Origin of the sequence: Croceimicrobium hydrocarbonivorans (genome assembly GCF_014524565.1) — a bacterium.
Taxonomy (GTDB): Bacteria; Bacteroidota; Bacteroidia; order Flavobacteriales; family Schleiferiaceae; genus Croceimicrobium; species Croceimicrobium hydrocarbonivorans.
In genome coordinates, this window is record NZ_CP060139.1 from 106,958 (window position 1) to 123,752 (window position 16,795).

General features: G+C 42.8%; 16 protein-coding genes. 8 read left to right on the top strand and 8 right to left on the bottom strand.

What is annotated here, in order from left to right:
* Positions 1-160: 160 nt before the first annotated feature.
* The 3 genes from H4K34_RS00500 to H4K34_RS00510 form a co-directional block, all read right to left on the bottom strand.
* Entirely contained in the window at positions 161-1,051 is an 891-nt protein-coding gene (locus H4K34_RS00500) for a helix-turn-helix domain-containing protein (RefSeq protein ID WP_210758876.1), read from the bottom strand.
* Between the two features lie 238 nt (positions 1,052-1,289).
* Positions 1,290-2,678 (bottom strand): dihydrolipoyl dehydrogenase, encoded by a 1,389-nt coding sequence (lpdA, locus tag H4K34_RS00505; protein WP_210758877.1) that lies wholly within the window; start codon positions 2,676-2,678, stop codon positions 1,290-1,292.
* A gap of 82 nt (positions 2,679-2,760) precedes the next feature.
* Positions 2,761-3,147, bottom strand: a complete 387-nt coding sequence (locus H4K34_RS00510) for a Rid family detoxifying hydrolase (RefSeq protein WP_210758878.1) — start codon at positions 3,145-3,147, stop codon at positions 2,761-2,763.
* Between the two features lie 25 nt (positions 3,148-3,172).
* Between H4K34_RS00510 and H4K34_RS00515 the strand changes: the two genes are divergently transcribed.
* Together H4K34_RS00515 and H4K34_RS00520 are read left to right on the top strand one after the other, a co-directional pair.
* Positions 3,173-3,757 (top strand): anthranilate synthase component II, encoded by a 585-nt coding sequence (locus H4K34_RS00515; protein WP_210758879.1) that lies wholly within the window; start codon positions 3,173-3,175, stop codon positions 3,755-3,757.
* On the top strand, positions 3,754-4,083 hold the full coding sequence (locus tag H4K34_RS00520; protein WP_210758880.1) for a zinc-ribbon domain-containing protein: 330 nt from the start codon (positions 3,754-3,756) through the stop codon (positions 4,081-4,083). Before H4K34_RS00515 ends, H4K34_RS00520 begins: the two co-directional genes overlap by 4 nt.
* 4 nt (positions 4,084-4,087) lie before the next feature.
* On the opposite strand, the gene gyrB is transcribed toward H4K34_RS00520, so the two are convergent.
* The 4 genes from gyrB to H4K34_RS00540 form a co-directional block, all read right to left on the bottom strand.
* On the bottom strand, positions 4,088-6,031 hold the full coding sequence (gene gyrB / locus H4K34_RS00525; RefSeq protein WP_210758881.1) for a DNA topoisomerase (ATP-hydrolyzing) subunit B: 1,944 nt from the start codon (positions 6,029-6,031) through the stop codon (positions 4,088-4,090).
* Positions 6,032-6,282: 251 nt separating this feature from the next.
* Positions 6,283-7,098, bottom strand: a complete 816-nt coding sequence (locus tag H4K34_RS00530) for an enoyl-ACP reductase FabI (RefSeq protein WP_210758882.1) — start codon at positions 7,096-7,098, stop codon at positions 6,283-6,285.
* Positions 7,099-7,141: 43 nt separating this feature from the next.
* Positions 7,142-7,963: a rhomboid family protein gene (locus tag H4K34_RS00535; protein WP_210758883.1), complete on the bottom strand. Its 822-nt coding sequence runs from the start codon at positions 7,961-7,963 to the stop codon at positions 7,142-7,144.
* Between the two features lie 3 nt (positions 7,964-7,966).
* Positions 7,967-8,506: a DUF4199 domain-containing protein gene (locus H4K34_RS00540; protein WP_210758884.1), complete on the bottom strand. Its 540-nt coding sequence runs from the start codon at positions 8,504-8,506 to the stop codon at positions 7,967-7,969.
* Between the two features lie 115 nt (positions 8,507-8,621).
* Here H4K34_RS00540 and H4K34_RS00545 point away from each other — a divergent pair, with 115 nt between their 5' ends.
* Positions 8,622-9,779, top strand: a complete 1,158-nt coding sequence (locus H4K34_RS00545; protein ID WP_210758885.1) for a cytochrome-c peroxidase — start codon at positions 8,622-8,624, stop codon at positions 9,777-9,779.
* On the opposite strand, the gene H4K34_RS00550 is transcribed toward H4K34_RS00545, so the two are convergent.
* Positions 9,776-10,129, bottom strand: coding sequence for an SdpI family protein (locus tag H4K34_RS00550; protein WP_210758886.1), 354 nt, complete (start codon positions 10,127-10,129; stop codon positions 9,776-9,778). The genes H4K34_RS00545 and H4K34_RS00550 overlap by 4 nt on opposite strands.
* Before the next feature lie 194 nt (positions 10,130-10,323).
* Between H4K34_RS00550 and H4K34_RS00555 the strand changes: the two genes are divergently transcribed.
* From H4K34_RS00555 to H4K34_RS00575, 5 genes are read left to right on the top strand one after another with little or no spacing between them, the layout of a single operon-like run.
* Positions 10,324-11,634 (top strand): serine hydrolase domain-containing protein, encoded by a 1,311-nt coding sequence (locus H4K34_RS00555; RefSeq protein WP_210758887.1) that lies wholly within the window; start codon positions 10,324-10,326, stop codon positions 11,632-11,634.
* A gap of 7 nt (positions 11,635-11,641) precedes the next feature.
* Positions 11,642-12,682, top strand: a complete 1,041-nt coding sequence (gshB, locus tag H4K34_RS00560) for a glutathione synthase (RefSeq protein WP_210758888.1) — start codon at positions 11,642-11,644, stop codon at positions 12,680-12,682.
* Positions 12,657-14,666 (top strand): flavohemoglobin expression-modulating QEGLA motif protein, encoded by a 2,010-nt coding sequence (locus H4K34_RS00565; RefSeq protein WP_210758889.1) that lies wholly within the window; start codon positions 12,657-12,659, stop codon positions 14,664-14,666. Before gshB ends, H4K34_RS00565 begins: the two co-directional genes overlap by 26 nt.
* Before the next feature lie 6 nt (positions 14,667-14,672).
* Positions 14,673-15,962 carry an NAD(P)/FAD-dependent oxidoreductase gene (locus H4K34_RS00570; RefSeq protein WP_210758890.1) on the top strand — a complete coding sequence of 430 codons (1,290 nt, stop codon included), beginning with the start codon at positions 14,673-14,675 and terminating at the stop codon, positions 15,960-15,962.
* Positions 15,963-15,964: 2 nt separating this feature from the next.
* On the top strand, positions 15,965-16,672 hold the full coding sequence (locus tag H4K34_RS00575) for an NRDE family protein (RefSeq protein ID WP_210758891.1): 708 nt from the start codon (positions 15,965-15,967) through the stop codon (positions 16,670-16,672).
* Positions 16,673-16,795: the final 123 nt, after the last annotated feature.

Consider the following 16,795-nt stretch of genomic DNA (forward strand, 5'->3'; position numbering starts at 1 on the left):
AAACCCGCAGCAAGAGCGGGTTTTCAGGATAACCAATAAATCAAAGCATACTTTGACCAGGTCAAGACGATTTCAAAAAAGTTTTAGTGCGAATAAATACCTTGAAACATCTATTCTTAAAACGTTATAAATGTTTCTTGCGTTGGGCATTTATTGAAATTTATACACTTAAAACTTCATTTTTTTTAGTCCATTGGCTGGGACTACATCCTACTTCCCTTTTAAAGGCTTTAGAAAATGTAGGTAAGTCATTGTAGGCCAACATAGTTGAGATTTCCAACACGGAATGCTCATCTTCTTCCAATAGTTCTTTAGCCCTGGCAATTCTCCATTCCACTAAATGACGGGTAGGACTATTTCCGGTGGCCTTTTTATACTGTCGCTGAAAATGAAAGGGTGACATTGCCACTTCCTTGGCGATATCCTCCAGTTTTAGGGCTTTATGAAGGTTATTAATCATAAATCTTCTTGCGGCCATAACTTTCCTTATAAGAGCCTGCCGAGTGGATGGATTAAATTCTTTTAATCGACGGTTATATCCAATTATCTCCCAATCTATTTCCATTAACATCTCCTCCAGGATAGACTCAAAACCAGCCAAATCTATTTTATGATGGTCATCTTGGAGATCACTACAAATGGATTTTAATTTTTGATTAAGATGCGTTCCTCTTTCGAAACGCAATTCAGGAATTTGCTCAAAAGCACTGAAATTATAATCAATAATCTTTTGCTGCTTTAATACCTGAAAGAGATCTTGAAGTTCTTCTTCCTGATAGTAAACGCAGAGTCCGCGAGACAGCTTTGAAGCTTCGAAGTGATAAGCTTTGCTGTATTTAAGGTTTATGAAGAGGGATTCGCCGGGAGCTAAATGAAACTTTTTACCATTCAACCAATAGGTTTCGTGGCTATTGTAGGCGTACTTTATACTGTAGCCTTCATTTCGATCCAGGCAGGAGTCAGAAAAATCTTTTACAAGATGACCTTGCAGAATAGGCCTTTCTAATAACAGGTGTTCTTGGACTCCTTCCCTCAAGCTCAAACTTGCCATAATACAATATTTGACGCCCGAGTAGCAGTTGGGAAGAATAAACGGTTAGTGGGGCTAATTTTTAAAATTAAATGCAGTTAAAATGTTAAAGTCCCCTTTTTAACACCGCCTTAGCGGTTTTTTAAGATTTTAAGCACCTGTTTTTGTCAGTTCTTGCGAAAAAAGAAAATCCCTGATCGCAATAAGAATACGATCAGGGATCTCAAATGGTTTGTTCCCAAAGGGAATCTTTGTTCTCCTAGAGGTGAATTACTTCATCATAAGCAGCAGCGGCGGCTTCCATTACAGCTTCACTCATGGTTGGGTGAGGGTGTACGGATTTCACGATTTCCATTCCGGTAGTTTCCAACTTACGGGCAACTACTGCTGCGGCAATCATCTCAGTAACATTGGCACCAATCATATGGCAACCTAAGAACTCACCGTATTTAGCATCGAAAATTACTTTCACAAAACCATCGGCATGACCAGCGGCTTTGGCTTTACCGCTTGCACTGAATGGGAATTTACCCACCTTCACGTCATATCCAGCTTCTTTAGCTGCCTTCTCCGTCATTCCCACTGATGCTACTTCAGGAGAACAATAAGTACAGCCTGGGATATTACCGTAATCTAAGGCTTGTGGATGGTGACCGGCAATTTTCTCAACACAGATAATACCTTCCGCGGAAGCTACGTGTGCCAAAGCCTGGCCAGGTACACAATCACCAATGGCATAATACCCCTCTACATTGGTTTTGTAGAAGTCGTCTACCTTGATTTTTCCTTTTTCGGTTTGGATACCTACCTCTTCGAGGCCGATATTTTCAATATTAGCTTGAACACCAACGGCGGATAATACTACATCACATTCGATGCTGCTTTCGCCTTTCTTGCTGTTCACTTTTACTACACAACCATCACCACTGGTATCAACACCGGTTACTTCGGCATTGGTCATGATTTTAATTCCGGCTTTCTTAAAGCTACGCTCCAATTGCTTGGATACCTCTTCATCTTCTACCGGAACGATATTAGGCATATACTCTACAATGGTTACCTCAGTACCCATGGCATTGTAGAAATAAGCAAACTCCACTCCAATGGCACCAGAACCTACCACTACTAATTTCTTAGGTTGCTCGGGTAATACCATCGCTTGACGATATCCGATGATCTTCTTACCATCTTGAGGTAAGTTAGGAAGTTCACGACTGCGAGCACCTGTGGCGATAATTACATTTTTAGCGCTATAGGTCTGACTTTTACCATCAGCATCCTTTACTTCGATCTTCTTACCGGGAAGAACTTTTCCTTCACCTTTAATAACCTCGATTTTGTTCTTTTTCATCAGGAATTGCACACCATTGCTCATTCCTTCTGCTACGCTACGGCTACGTTTCACCACAGCGCCAAAATCTTTATCGGCATTATCCACCTTCAGACCATAGTCTTCTGCATGGTTGATGTATTCAAATACGTTGGCACTTTTTAGCAAAGCTTTAGTTGGAATACAACCCCAGTTGAGGCAGATTCCGCCCAGACTTTCACGCTCAACGATGGCTGTTTTTAAGCCTAATTGCGAAGCGCGAATAGCGGTAACGTATCCTCCGGGGCCGCTACCTAATACGATCAAATCAAATTCCATTGAAATATGCTTTAATGATTGTAGAATTTGGAAGCCACAAATTTAGCAGAAAAGAAGCAAGGCTGCCTCCCCTGCTGGGCTTTTATCCCTTACGAATGGCGATTGCTGATATCTCGATATTTACGTGCTTAGGTAATACTGCTACCTGCACTGTTTCGCGAGCTGGAGCCATTGCTTCATCGAAGTATTCGGCATAAACCGCATTGATGGCTTGAAACTGATTCATATCGCAAATAAAGATGCTGCATTTAAGAACATCGCTCATTTCGCATCCGGCCGCAGCCAAAACCGCTTTCAAATTTTCCAAAACCTGGCGTGTTTCAGCTTCAATAGTATCGGTAATCAAGTCTCCGCTTTGGGGATGAATGGCAATTTGTCCGGAAGTAAAAACCTGATTTCCAAACACAGTAGCCTGCGAATAAGGACCAATCGGGGCTGGAGCCTGATCCGTATATACGATTTCTTTCATTTTTTCATCAATTTGCGCTCAAGTTATGAAGCTTTTACTGATCGATAATTACGACTCCTTCACCTATAATCTGGAACATTATTTCAGCGCATTGGGCGCCGATGTAATGGTGAAACGCAATCGCGATTTTAAACTGGAGGAAGTTGAAGAATTTGACGCTGTGGTTCTATCACCAGGGCCAGGCTTGCCGCAAGATGCCGGACTCTGCATGGAGCTTATCGATCAATATCATAGATCTAAGCCCATCTTAGGAATTTGTCTGGGAGCACAGGCTATCGCCGAGTACTTTGGTGCCGAGCTCTACAATCAGCAAGAGGTGGCTCATGGTATAAGTCGGATAGTACATCGGGAGGAGAACACTTGGCTTTTAAAGGGTTTGGATGAGAGCTTTAATGTTGGCCTGTATCATAGTTGGGCCATTCGACCTCAGGGAGAATTTGCAGATCGCTTTAAAGTGGTAGCTAAACGCTCCAATTCTATTGTTATGGCATTTGAAGCCGAAGAAACTGCTTTAGCCGGAATCCAATTTCACCCGGAAAGTATAATGACGGAGGGCGGACGTGAAATGCTGATGAATTGGATGAATACGATTGAAAGATTAAAAGGATGATATTTATTTTCGGATACGATCAAAAGGAGAATTTATTGGGCCCTACTGAAGAGAGGAAGTGTCCCCATTGTAATAATAGCTCCTACTTTCAATTATTGGAATTAAAGAACTTCATCAGCTTATTCTTTATTCCTGTAATTCCGGTTAAGCGCAAGCTTATAGAACACTGCCCTATTTGCCATTGGGCCCAAGAAATACCGGAAAGCTCTCAAAACTACTATCGCGATTTGGCGGCCTTAAATCAAGCCGCTATTAATGGCCTGGCAGATGAGGAATATCTTCGTCGCAAAGAAGCATTAAAAAAGCCCTCCGGAGAGGGCTTTTAAAAATTTATACGTCGATTTTGGCGTATTTCGCATTCTTTTCGATGAACTCCCGACGAGGGGGTACATCGTCTCCCATTAACATGGAGAATACGCGATCGGCCTCAGCAGCACTGTCAATCGTAACTCTACGCATTGTGCGTTTCTCAGGATCCATGGTGGTTTCCCACAATTGCTCAGCGTTCATCTCACCAAGACCCTTATAACGTTGTACACCTACTGAAGATTTATTTTCACCGCCAATCTGACTGATTAAAACATCACGTTGATCATCATTCCAAGCGTATTCTTCTTTCTTGCCTTTCTTCACTAAGTATAAAGGAGGAGCGGCAATGTAGATATTACCCGCTTCAATCAATTCCTTCATATAACGGAAGAAGAAGGTAAGAATCAAAGTGGCGATGTGGCTACCATCCACATCCGCATCACACATGATAATTACTTTATGATAACGGAGCTTAGAAGTATTCAGAGCTTTGGAATCCTCTTCGGTTCCCATACTTACCCCAAGCGCGGTAAAGATGTTTTTAATCTCCTCATTTTCGAAAACCTTGTGTTGCATGGCTTTCTCCACATTGAGGATTTTACCACGCAATGGAAGGATGGCCTGGAAATTACGGTCACGCCCTTGTTTGGCAGTACCACCGGCCGAATCACCCTCCACGAGGAAGATCTCACATACTTCGGGATCTGTTTCAGAACAATCGGAAAGCTTACCGGGTAGGCTAGTGCCCCCCATTACCGTTTTCCGCTGCACCATTTCGCGTGCTTTTTTCGCAGCAACACGCGCCTTGGCCGCCAGAATAACTTTCTGAACGATCATTTTAGCTTCATTGGGATTTTCTTCCAAATAATTGGAAAGCATCTCCCCTACTAATTGATCAACCGCTCCCGATACTTCGGAGTTACCCAATTTGGTTTTGGTCTGACCTTCAAACTGAGGCTCCATCACCTTAACCGAAATTACGGCGGTAAGACCTTCACGGAAGTCATCTCCGCTCACATCTACCTTCTCCTTGGTCAACATTCCGCTTTCATCCGCATAACGCTTAAGGGTACGAGTTAAAGCTCTTCGGAAACCAGCCAGGTGGGTTCCCCCTTCATGGGTATTAATGTTGTTTACATAAGAGTGGATATTCTCACTAAAAGAGGTATTGTAATGCATCGCAACCTCTACCGGGATATCGTTACGCTCACCTTCCATGCTGATCACCTGAGGCATCAGTTTTTCACGGTTCTCATCGATGAACTCTACAAATTCTCCCAATCCACCTTCACTGAAGAAACGATCGCTTAAGTACTTATCGTCCTCATCAGTAACCCGCTTATCGGTAAGTGAAATGCTAATTCCTTTATTCAAGAAAGCCAATTCACGTAAACGAGAAGCTAAAATTTCATATTGGTATTCCATTACCTGGAAGATGGTCGCATCGGGCTTAAAGCTCACGATGGTTCCGCGGTAATCCGTGGCACCGTCTTCTTTTAGGGGATAATCAGGTACCCCACGCTTGTATTCCTGGTAGTATTTCTTACCCTGACGGTGAACATCTACTCTTAAATAGTCTGAAAGAGCATTCACACAGGAAACCCCTACCCCGTGCAAACCACCGGATACTTTATAGGAGTCTTTATCAAACTTACCTCCGGCATGGAGAACGGTCATAACTACCTCTACGGCAGAGCGACCTTCCTTTTCGTGGATATCCGTTGGAATACCCCGTCCATTATCCTTTACGGTAATAGAATTGTCTTCGTTAATAGTAACCTCAATGGTATCGCAGTAGCCAGCGAGGGCTTCGTCGATGGAGTTATCTACAACCTCATATACTAAATGGTGCAAACCTTTAACCCCCACATCTCCGATATACATCGAAGGACGTTTACGAACCGCTTCCAGACCTTCCAGTACCTGAATGCTGCTAGCGCCGTAATCTTTTTGTACTTCACTCATATTCTTGCAGTTACGCTAAATGTGATAATTCTCAAAGATACCGAATTAGACCTAGCTTGAAAGCCTTTACCAGGGCCTAATTGCAGGCTTTTTCCACATGTTTTTAACATTGGCTTAATGAGAAGGGTCTTTTCCTTAAAAAGGTGAATTTGATACCCTGAATTACAAAGTGATAGGATTCCTTTTGGGAATAGTCACAAAAAAAAAGCCCCTCGAAATTCGAAGGGCCTTTCTAAAACAAATTCTTTATTCTAATCTTCCTCGAAGCGCTCAATTACGGCTTCACTTACTCCGGTGCTGCTAAAGCCACCATCGTGGAAGAGGTTTTGCATGGTTACCTTGCGGGTTAAATCGCTAAAGAGAGAAATGGCATAGTCTGCACAATCATCTGCTGTAGCATTACCCAATGGGCTCATTTTTTCAGCGTAGTTAATGAAACCACCAAATCCTTTAACACCGCTACCGGCAGTAGTTGGAGTTGGTGATTGTGAAATGGTGTTTACACGCACTTTATTGCGCACACCCCACTGATATCCGAAGCTACGAGCAATGCTCTCCAAAAAGGCTTTATTATCAGCCATATCATTATAGTCGGGGAATGTACGTTGCGCTGCAATATAAGTAAGGGCTAAAATGCTACCCCAATCGTTCATGGCTTCACGTTGCCAAGCCACTTGCATTACACGATGGAAGGACACGGCACTTACATCCCATCCCTTGGTTAACCAATCGTAATTGAGATCGGTGTACTCCTTGCCTTTACGAACGTTTACGCTCATCCCGATACTGTGCAGGATAAAATTCAATTTACCTCCCAAAATGGACTCTGCCTTTTCGAACAGGTTATTAAGATCATCCATACTGGTAGCATCAGCAGGAACTACTTCCGAACCGGTTTTGGCTGCCAGATTATTAATTTCTCCCATGCGCATCGCAACGGGAGCATTAGTCAAAACAAATTGAGCACCTTGTTCATGTGCCTTCTCGGCAATTTTCCAGGCGATAGAATCTTCATTCAAAGCTCCGAAGATGATTCCTTTCTTTCCAGCTAATAAGTTATTGGCCATTTTACTGATTTAGATGGGGCTAAAATACGGCTTTTAGCCAGCTTCAATAATGATCGCGAAGGAATTGACGTTCTTGATCAGTTAGAGTCTCTGGACCCGAATGTTTTACCTTATCCAGAATACGATTTAATTCCTCTTCTTGATCTGCCCGACGAGCCCTATATCGATCATCAATGGTCATAGACTGACCAGGTCCACCAGTATTCCATTGCAATAATTGAGGTCTGAAAAACAAGATGATCAAGAACACTAAACTGGGAACCGCCAGGTAAATAATCGTCATTGTATTGGTTTGCATAACCTGTGGCTCGAGCAGCAATGTTAAGAGCAATCCGGCTAAAGCGCCACCTAAATGCGCCTCATGACCAATATTATCGTGTTGCTTACCGATTCCATAAATGGAATAGAGAATAAAGCCCAATCCATAGATCCAAGCAGGAAAAAAGAAAGGCAGGAAGAACATACTCAACTCCATGCCCGGCTCCATAACAATGGCCGAAAAAATAATTCCGCTTATCGCTCCGGAGGCTCCCACCGCTCTATATTCCGGATTATTCTGGTGGTAAAACCAGGCTAATAAGCTTCCGGCTGCCATGCTACTGAAATAAATCAAAACGAAATTGAGCATGCCTAATGAATCTTCCAAGGAGCCAGCGAAGATGTACAAGCTGAACATATTAAAGAAGAAATGGGTCCAGTCTACATGAATAAAGCCCGATGTAAAGAGGCGATAATATTGACCGGCTTTTAGATCGGCCACCCTTAAGAGCATGGCCTCAAAACGTTGACGATCTTGAAAAGCTAAATATGTCGTAAGAGCGGTTAAACCTAAAATCAGGAAGCCCGCTGTTTCCAATGAATGCATGGATCAAAGATGGCTTTTTTCAGTCTTACGAGCCAAAACAGAATAGTAAAATGCATTGGCCAAAGCGATGATTAATCCAATCGGAAATATCTCTGCGGTAGTTAAACCAAATCGAACCAGGAAACTATCCTCATAAGACTGCATAATTTGTTTTTGATTGGTATAGCGAGATTCAATTTCCAATTGCCCCAGACTACTGGCATCCAAACGTTCCTTCATCTTCGCCAAGTAGGCACTTACATACTCATGGCCATGGTTGGCGAAATACAATTCCCACATCAATGCATAAACCACTGAGGCAATCAAGACTATGTAAAACCCACCAATAAAGGCCCTCGAAAAATTGATTTCTCCTAAAAACACTTTTTGCTGCAGTAATCGCACGGCAAAAAATAGGATGAGGCCAAAAACCAAAATCATGAATAAGTAGCGGAGTATCTCAGAACTTCCCGAATTAAGGTCTGAATTTCCGACGTTTATAAAAAAACCGGAGCCAATTATTAAACCCGATAGGAGTCCAAATGGCCAAATTATTTTGCGCATATTTTCATAGAGTGAGGGGCTTGCAAAGTAGAAAATCGCAGGCTGATTAAAAATTCTTAGGACTTCTGTTTAAACCAATTCCTAAAACATCTATCCATTTAGCAAATAAGCCATTATGATCAAGCCCATTTTCACCATAGCAATTGCAATTCTTTTTCTATGCAGTTGCCAAAAAGACCGCAGTAGCTCCGGTATATCAAGTTCCGGACCTAATTCATCCTCCCTCCTCCGCCCTGAACTTCCCGAAAGCCCATTCAATTATGCTCAACAGAACTTGCCAAATTATCTCTTAGCAGGTCCGGTGGCCAATGCCGACAACACTCCCGCTGATAATGCCATTAGCAATGCTGGTGCAACTTTAGGACGTGTATTATTTTATGATAAGCAAATGAGTGCCAATGCCACCATCGCTTGTGCCTCCTGTCATCAAATTGAGAATGGTTTTAGTGATCCTGCTACCTTAAGCTTCGGTTTTGAGAATGGTGAAACAGGTCGTCATTCCATGTCCCTGGCCAATAGTCGTTTTTATGCTAATGGACATTTCTTTTGGGATGAAAGAGCTAATAGTCTCGAAGAACAGGTATTAATGCCCATTCAAGATGGGGTAGAAATGGGGATGACCCTAGATAGTTTAATTGCCCGTATTGAAGGTCTCGATTACTATCCAGAGCTTTTTGTGGCGGCTTTTGGTAGCGATGAGATAAACTCTGACCGTATCAGTAAAGCCCTAGCCCAATTTATCCGGAGCATGGTGAGCTTTAACAGCAAGTACGATTTGGGCTTGCAAGAGGTGAACAATCGAAACTTAGACTTCCCCAATTTTAGTGCAGAAGAGAATTTAGGCAAAAGCCTCTTTTTCAGTCCAGCTATTGGTTGTGCTGCCTGCCATGGTACCGATGCTTTTATTGCTCCTGGACCACGTAATAATGGCCTGGACCTTACTAATGCTGACGATCAGGGGATTGGTGGCCAGAATGGCAATCCCAATCAAGTAGGTCAGTTTAAGGTGGGTTCCTTAAAAAATATTGAATTAACCGCGCCCTATATGCACGATGGTCGCTTTAATACTTTAGAGGAGGTAATTGAACACTATAGCAGTGGTGTGCAAAACAACCCCAACCTTAGTATTCCCTTACGATTACCAAATGGTGGCGTGCGTTTATTAAATCTAAGTGAGGCGGAAAAGAGTGCCTTGGTGGCCTTCCTAAAAACCTTAAGTGATCCGGTGATTTCTAATGACGAGAAATTTAGTGATCCCTTCAGCAAATCTTAAAAACGTTCTTTAGAGTATTTCTTAAGCTTATACTCGCTGCGATAGAGCTCTAAGCCGAAAGCAGCAATAAGCACTAATCCGAAAAGCATGATCCCCATACTATCATTTAATGGGGGTAAAACTGACCATAGTGCGGCTAAGAGAATATGATACAATCCAACACGAAAAAACATTTTAGGTAATAAGGATTGTGCATAATTCCAATTACGCCTATTTCGCATGGATCGATCGGTCCGATATCCATAAAGGCTATTGGGTTTACGAGCAGGAAAGAGCTTGGTGATTAGTGCCACTAGCCACATAAGCACAGCAAAGCCCAGAAAAATTAGAAATACGATATCAATTCGCATTGGGGGAGTTTGGTATTTCCCAAATGTATCAAGACCAATTCAATTCTAAAAATTTAAAATTTAAACTAGAGGTTAATTCTTATTACGAGGACTTCACATTCCATAAAAAAAAGTGAAGTCCTCTATTTTTTACCCCTTGAAATGTGCGGCCTATACTGTAATTTCGTTATGATCATTAAAAAGTATCATCGCCTATGCGCTTCACGAAATTGCTCCTCCTTTCTTTAGTTTTTTCTTCAGTCACATTATACGGTCAATCCGATAATAGAATTTTGCGACTCGACTCTCTGGTTGAGATACTTAGCAATGAAAATCAAGTCATTGGCAGCTTTAGTATCTATCATAAAGGTGAAGTTTTTTACGAAGGAAGCTTTGCTCAATCCAGCCCAGCTAAAGATGAAGGCACCAAGCTCTATCGCATTGGCTCGATTTCCAAAACCTTTACCGCCACTATGGTAATGAAGGCAGTGGAAGAAGGTGAATTAAGCTTGGATCGTAAATTATCAGAGTGGTTTCCTCAAGTGGCTAATGCCGATAAGATCACCATCAAAATGATGCTTGGCCATCGCAGTGGTATTCACAATTTTACCGACGACGAAAGCTATCTGCAAATCATGGAAAAGGAACAAAGTCGTGAAGCAATGCTTACACGGATTGCCAGTTTAGAATCCGACTTCAGCCCCGACTCGGACTTCTCTTATTCCAATACCAATTATGTTTTACTAAGTTATATCCTAGAGGATATTTACAAGCAGCCAATTGCCAGCTTATTGCAAGCAAAAATTGCCAATCCCTTAAAGCTTAAGAATACTTATTTCTATACCGCTGATACCAAGAAGAAGGGAGAACAAGAAAGTTTTTATTGGACCGGCGAGTGGACCAAAGCCTCCAATACGCATCCCACGGTTCCATTGGGCGCAGGCGGTATCGTTAGCAGCACCGGTGATCTTTGCCAGTTTATGCGAGGATTACAGCAAGGCAAGATTCTGGAAAAGAATAGTGTAGCCCAAATGAAAAACGGGCAGGCTCCCGGATTAGGCCTCTTCTTCTACCCTTTTTACAGCCATTCTGCTTATGGCCATAATGGAGGGATTGATGGATTTGTAAGTCATGCTTCTTATATGGCGGCCGATGACCTAGCCATTGCCGTGTGCTTGAATGGCACACAGTATCCGCTTAACCAATTGCTAATTGACCTCCTCTCGATCTATTTTGAACAAGAAGATTATCAGCTTCCCAGCTTTGAAGTTGTGGATGTAGCCGTAGATGATCTAAAGCAATACACTGGTAACTATAAATCAGATCACTTTCCGCTGGATATTAAATTCTTTGTTGAAGATGGTGTTTTAAAAGGTCAGGCTACTGGCCAACCCTCCTTCCCCATGGAAGCGCGCGGAAATCACGTATTCGAATTTAAAGCCGCAACTATTAAAGTGACCTTTGACCCTGAACAAGGATCGATGGTATTTGAACAAGGCGGCCAGAAAATCCCATTTAAACGATAATACTCCAATGAAAATTTGTTTCATCATGTATCCTTGGGAACGGGTAGATCCCGCTCAGGATTCCACCATCCGCATTATTCACGAATGTGTAAAACGCAAGCATGAGGTAGCCATTACCCATGCCGCCAATCTTACTATCCGCGATAGCGTAACCCTAAGTTTATGCAAGTGGATTAAGCCCGAAGAGAAAACCACCAATAGCATTAAGGCCTTTTATCGGGAGGTAAATTTCCAAACCGAAATGAGCCCTTTAAATAGCTTCGATGTGATCTTTATGCGCGATAATCCGCCATTAGACAATTTGGTGCTCAATTTCCTCGACTCCATTAAGGATGAAGTATTTATCATCAATAATGTGAATGGTTTACGGGAAGCCAACAATAAGATTTATACCGCCGCTTATCACGATCCAGATCGGGCTTTGATTCCCACTACCCACGTATCTAAAAACTTGGATTATTTACTGCGTATTATTCAGGATTCGGAGCAGGAAAAAATGATCATGAAGCCTCTGGATGGCTTTGGTGGCAGTGGTGTAATTGTGATTGAGAAATCAGCGATGCACAATATTCGCTCCCTCCTCGATTTCTACATTCATCGCGAAAAAGGAAAATCGAATTATGTAATCCTTCAGGATTATATAGAAGGGGCTGAAGAAGGTGACGTGCGGGTAATCATGCTCAATGGTGAACCGATTGGGGCTTTACGCCGAAGACCAACTGCCGGAGACGTTCGTTCCAATATTTCAGCAGGTGGATCGGTGGAGAAATACCGACTCACCAAACAAGATAAGATCCTCTGCAAAAAGATTGGTGAAAAGCTGGTTAAGGATGGTATTTATTATGCCGGATTGGATTTAATCAATGGCAAATTGATCGAAATCAATGTATTAAGCCCTGGAACCTTAAAGGACATCAATCGCCTTTATAAGGTTCGCTTACAGGAAAAAATAATCGATTATCTCGAGAAGGTGGTGGAAACCCGCCGTGAACTTAAAGACGATTTTCGTCCTGAGATTTTGTATGACGACGCAAGTTCTGAGTCCTGATGAGATCATTAGGCTAATTCGCAAAGGCGAGTGTTTTGATGCCCAAACCCGCGATGGTGGTTTAAAGATTAAAATTGAACGTTACGTTCCTTATGTCTGTACCGCCATTCACGCCGGTTCCAAACTGCGCGAATCTTTAAAAACTCGCATTGCCTTGGACGATTATCAACGATGGTATGAGGAAGACCCCCATACCGACGCTTTTATATCGTCTATGCCCATCACTCTGGTAGGCTGTGATTCACGCTATGAGTATGATCTGAATCGTCGCCCGGTTGCTGCCATTTACGAAACAGCCTGGGGCAAAGATGTATGGAAGAAAAAACTCAGTCCCAGAGAGCAAAGTCAAAGTCTGCGCAAGCATCATAATTATTACCGCATTCTGAGGGCTTTGGTAGCCCGATTAGAAGAGCGTTTTGAAGCATGCATAGTCTTCGATATGCACTCCTATAACTGGAAACGCTGGGATCGTGAGGTACCTTTATTTAACATTGGTACGGTTAGGGTTGATCAAGAACGCTTTGGTCCATATATCAATCATTGGCAGCAAGAATTGGAAAAGATTCAAGTACCCAATGAAAATAGTGTTTGCGCCATCAATGATGTGTTCGAAGGTTTAGGTTATAACCTGGAATTTCTAAGCACTAATTTTAGCAATACCCTGGTTTTAGCCACTGAGGTTAAAAAGGTCTACTGCGACGAATCCAATGGGATTGATTATCCGGATGTGATCCGCAATTTGCAAAGACACCTTAAAACTGCTATCCTTAATAGTGCCCGTCATTTTATTGATAAAGAAACATCTTATAATAGTCAGGCGCCCGGCGTACTCTTACATAATGGCATTGACCCTTCTTTGCTTAAAATTGACCGACAACTGCATAAGCTCCTACGTAATTTCGAGTTGCTGGCCTATGTAAACCCAATCAATATTGATACGGAGCGCAAGCGCTTTTTTAAGAAGAAGTATAATGAGGTGCCACATTTCCGCTATAGCCCCATTAAGATTCATCCCTTCGAGCTTAAACAATCCTTAAGTAATCTTAAGACTCAGGAAATTAGCGATGTATCCATTCGCTACCTCTATGAGGCGGTAATTAACAGTTACTTTGATAAGGTAGATCTGCTGGCCAGTTTAAACTCCAAGAAATTCCTTTATAATTCCCTGAGATACTTTGGGCGCCCAAGTCATAATGACTTGCAAAACGCTCAGTACCTCTCCCTCCTACCCGCGATTCCTAGCGAACCTAAGCGCATGCCCTATTTAGAAATGGAGCAAGTGATTCAGCGCTTTGAAGAAGCCATGGATCGCTACGAAATGAAAGGAAAAATTGAATTGAGCAAGCGGGTTATCTCTCAGGTAATGGTGCTTAACTCCCGTAAAACGGTACTCATTCGTCCGGATGCCCATTTTACAGAAAGAGAATTAGGAGCACTCATTGAGCATGAATTGGGCGTACATATGGTTACTACCCAAAACTCGAATCTTCAGGATCTTAAAATCTTCAATTTAGGTTTACCGGTAAATACCCGTACTCAAGAAGGTTTAGCGATTCTGGCTGAATTGCTCAGCGGAAATATCACGCTCAAGCGATTGAAGAAATTAGCCACTCGAGTAAAGGTGGTAGATATGATGTGCAATGGTGCCGATTTCAATCAATGCTTCCGTTACCTGCATCAAGATGAGGGCATGAATCCAAACGATGCCTTTAGCCTTTGTACACGAATTTTCCGTGGCGGTGGTTTCACTAAAGATTACCTGTACCTTAGCGGCTTCGTTAAGATTTTACGGATGTACCTTAATGACATCGATCTTAGTCCTCTCCTAGTAGGAAAAACCTCTACCGACTTTTACGATACGCTGGTAGAAATGATCGATCGTGAAATCGTTAAACCACCCCTTTACAAGACTCATAGCTTTACTGCACCCAAATATGAACCGGGACATGGTTTATACGATTATATATTGAGCGGATTGCAATAAAACACCATGAACGGACTAAATATTCCGGATACAAACCTCGAGCGAGTCGTAATTATCGGCTGCGGCTTCGGTGGTTTGAATCTGGCTAAAAAGCTCAATCATCAACGCTATCAAGTGGTGATGATTGACAAGCATAATTATCACACTTTTCAACCTCTTCTATATCAGGTAGCTACAGCTGGATTGGAGCCCGACTCCATCGCCTATCCCATCCGGCATATCTTTCGTAAGCTGCCTAATTTCTATTTCCGCTTGGCTAAGGCCGAAAGCATTGATACCGAGAATAAGATTCTGCAATGCGATATCGGAAAATTGGATTTTGACCATTTGGTGATCGCTACAGGTAGTGGCACCAATTATTTCGGCATGAAAACCGTGGAAGAATTGGGTATGCCCATGAAAACGGTGCCAGAAGCCTTAAACCTGCGCAGCTTAATCCTCCAGAATTTCGAAGCGGCTTCCTTAACCCAAGATTTGAAAGCCCGAGAAAGGCTGATGAATTTCGCCATTGTGGGCGCAGGCCCTACCGGTACCGAATTAGCCGGTGCTTTGGCAGAATTGAAAAACCACGTTTTACCGAATGATTATCCGGATCTCGACTTTCGTCGGATGTCGATTCACCTAATCGAGATGGCGGGTAAGGTATTACCTCCCATGCAGGATTTTTCATCGCGTAATGCCCTAAAATATCTGGAAACCCTTGGTGTTCAAGTTTGGCTCAATACCGCGGTTAAATCTTATGATGGCGAAACGGTTAAAACCAATAAAAAGGATTTACCTGCTTCTACCCTTATTTGGGCGGCTGGCGTAACCGGAAATATTATTCCGGGCTTGGAAGAAGGCAAAGACTTTCACCACGGACGCTATCAGGTGAACGGACTCAATCAAATTGGAGAGCATAGCACTATTTATGCCATTGGCGATGTGGCCTCTATGGCCGATGAGCAAAATCCCAAAGGGCATCCCATGTTGGCTCAGGTGGCCATTCAGCAAGGTCAAAACCTCGCAAAAAACCTCAATAACAGCTCCGATACAGCCAAATGGAAAAACTTCACTTATAAAGATAAGGGCACCATGGCAACCGTAGGTCGCAATAAAGCGGTGGCCGAATTGTATGGTAAACTGATGCTCAAAGGATTCCCGGGTTGGGCGGTTTGGATGGCCGTGCACCTAATTAGCCTGGTAGGATTCCGCAACCGCATGGTGGTGTTCTTTAATTGGTTGGTAAACTACTTTAGTTACGATCGTAAAATTCGCTTGATCATCCGTCCCTGGAAAGGGCATGGTAAAAGCTAATCATGTGTAGCTTAAGCTATATCCCTCAAGCGGAAGGTTATATCCTTAGTCATAATCGAGATGAGCTTCCCAATCGCGAAAGTTCATCTCGTATCATTGATGAAGATGGCTTGAGGGGTAAATTTCATTTCCCCCAAGATTTAAAAGCCGGTGGTACTTGGATGGGTGCCCATGAATCAGGTTGGTCTGCCTGCCTGCTTAATGGCGGCAGTGTTCCCTATCTGCGCAAGCTACCTTATCGCCACAGCCGCGGTAAGGTATTAATTGACTTCCTGGAAGATCCCAATATCGATGCCTTTCAGAGAATAGATTATCAGGGCGTAGAACCATTCACCCTTATTCTAAGCAAAGCCGGCGAGCTTTGGCAATTGGAACATAATCCGGATGGTGATATCTGGAATCGCCTTGACCCTACTCAATCTCATTTCTGGAGTAGCACCAAACTCTACCACTCCAATATCAGAGAGGCCCGAAAGTATCGCTTTGAGCAGTGGCTCCATCAGCAAAAGCTAGCTAAGGCTTCCGATCTGCGTCAATTTCATTTAGACCCGCAACGCAGTCCTCGCGAAGGCGGATTACTCTTGGGGCCCAATTTCCCCCTTAAAACCGTAAGCTTCTGCCAGGTAAATCATCAAGGTTCTGAAATTCAATTTCAATATGATTACCTATTGAAGGGATTATCGGATCAAATTAATTGGCCAATCCGCTGAACAATTCAGCGACTATTCTCCTCAATTCACCTCCGCAATTTCGAGCAAGGAATCACAAATGCAATTGGAGCCAATTTGTAATTAACTCATTTACATTATTTTAAAAAATATTACAGTACTTTG

Coding starts and splice junctions, on each gene's coding strand:
- H4K34_RS00500 (WP_210758876.1), bottom strand. CDS start 1,051: ATGGCAAGTTTGAGCTTGAGGGAAGGAGTCCAAGAACACCTGTTATTA.
- lpdA (WP_210758877.1), bottom strand. CDS start 2,678: ATGGAATTTGATTTGATCGTATTAGGTAGCGGCCCCGGAGGATACGTT.
- H4K34_RS00510 (WP_210758878.1), bottom strand. CDS start 3,147: ATGAAAGAAATCGTATATACGGATCAGGCTCCAGCCCCGATTGGTCCT.
- H4K34_RS00515 (WP_210758879.1), top strand. CDS start 3,173: ATGAAGCTTTTACTGATCGATAATTACGACTCCTTCACCTATAATCTG.
- H4K34_RS00520 (WP_210758880.1), top strand. CDS start 3,754: ATGATATTTATTTTCGGATACGATCAAAAGGAGAATTTATTGGGCCCT.
- gyrB (WP_210758881.1), bottom strand. CDS start 6,031: ATGAGTGAAGTACAAAAAGATTACGGCGCTAGCAGCATTCAGGTACTG.
- H4K34_RS00530 (WP_210758882.1), bottom strand. CDS start 7,098: ATGGCCAATAACTTATTAGCTGGAAAGAAAGGAATCATCTTCGGAGCT.
- H4K34_RS00535 (WP_210758883.1), bottom strand. CDS start 7,963: ATGCATTCATTGGAAACAGCGGGCTTCCTGATTTTAGGTTTAACCGCT.
- H4K34_RS00540 (WP_210758884.1), bottom strand. CDS start 8,506: ATGCGCAAAATAATTTGGCCATTTGGACTCCTATCGGGTTTAATAATT.
- H4K34_RS00545 (WP_210758885.1), top strand. CDS start 8,622: ATGATCAAGCCCATTTTCACCATAGCAATTGCAATTCTTTTTCTATGC.
- H4K34_RS00550 (WP_210758886.1), bottom strand. CDS start 10,129: ATGCGAATTGATATCGTATTTCTAATTTTTCTGGGCTTTGCTGTGCTT.
- H4K34_RS00555 (WP_210758887.1), top strand. CDS start 10,324: ATGCGCTTCACGAAATTGCTCCTCCTTTCTTTAGTTTTTTCTTCAGTC.
- gshB (WP_210758888.1), top strand. CDS start 11,642: ATGAAAATTTGTTTCATCATGTATCCTTGGGAACGGGTAGATCCCGCT.
- H4K34_RS00565 (WP_210758889.1), top strand. CDS start 12,657: ATGACGACGCAAGTTCTGAGTCCTGATGAGATCATTAGGCTAATTCGC.
- H4K34_RS00570 (WP_210758890.1), top strand. CDS start 14,673: ATGAACGGACTAAATATTCCGGATACAAACCTCGAGCGAGTCGTAATT.
- H4K34_RS00575 (WP_210758891.1), top strand. CDS start 15,965: ATGTGTAGCTTAAGCTATATCCCTCAAGCGGAAGGTTATATCCTTAGT.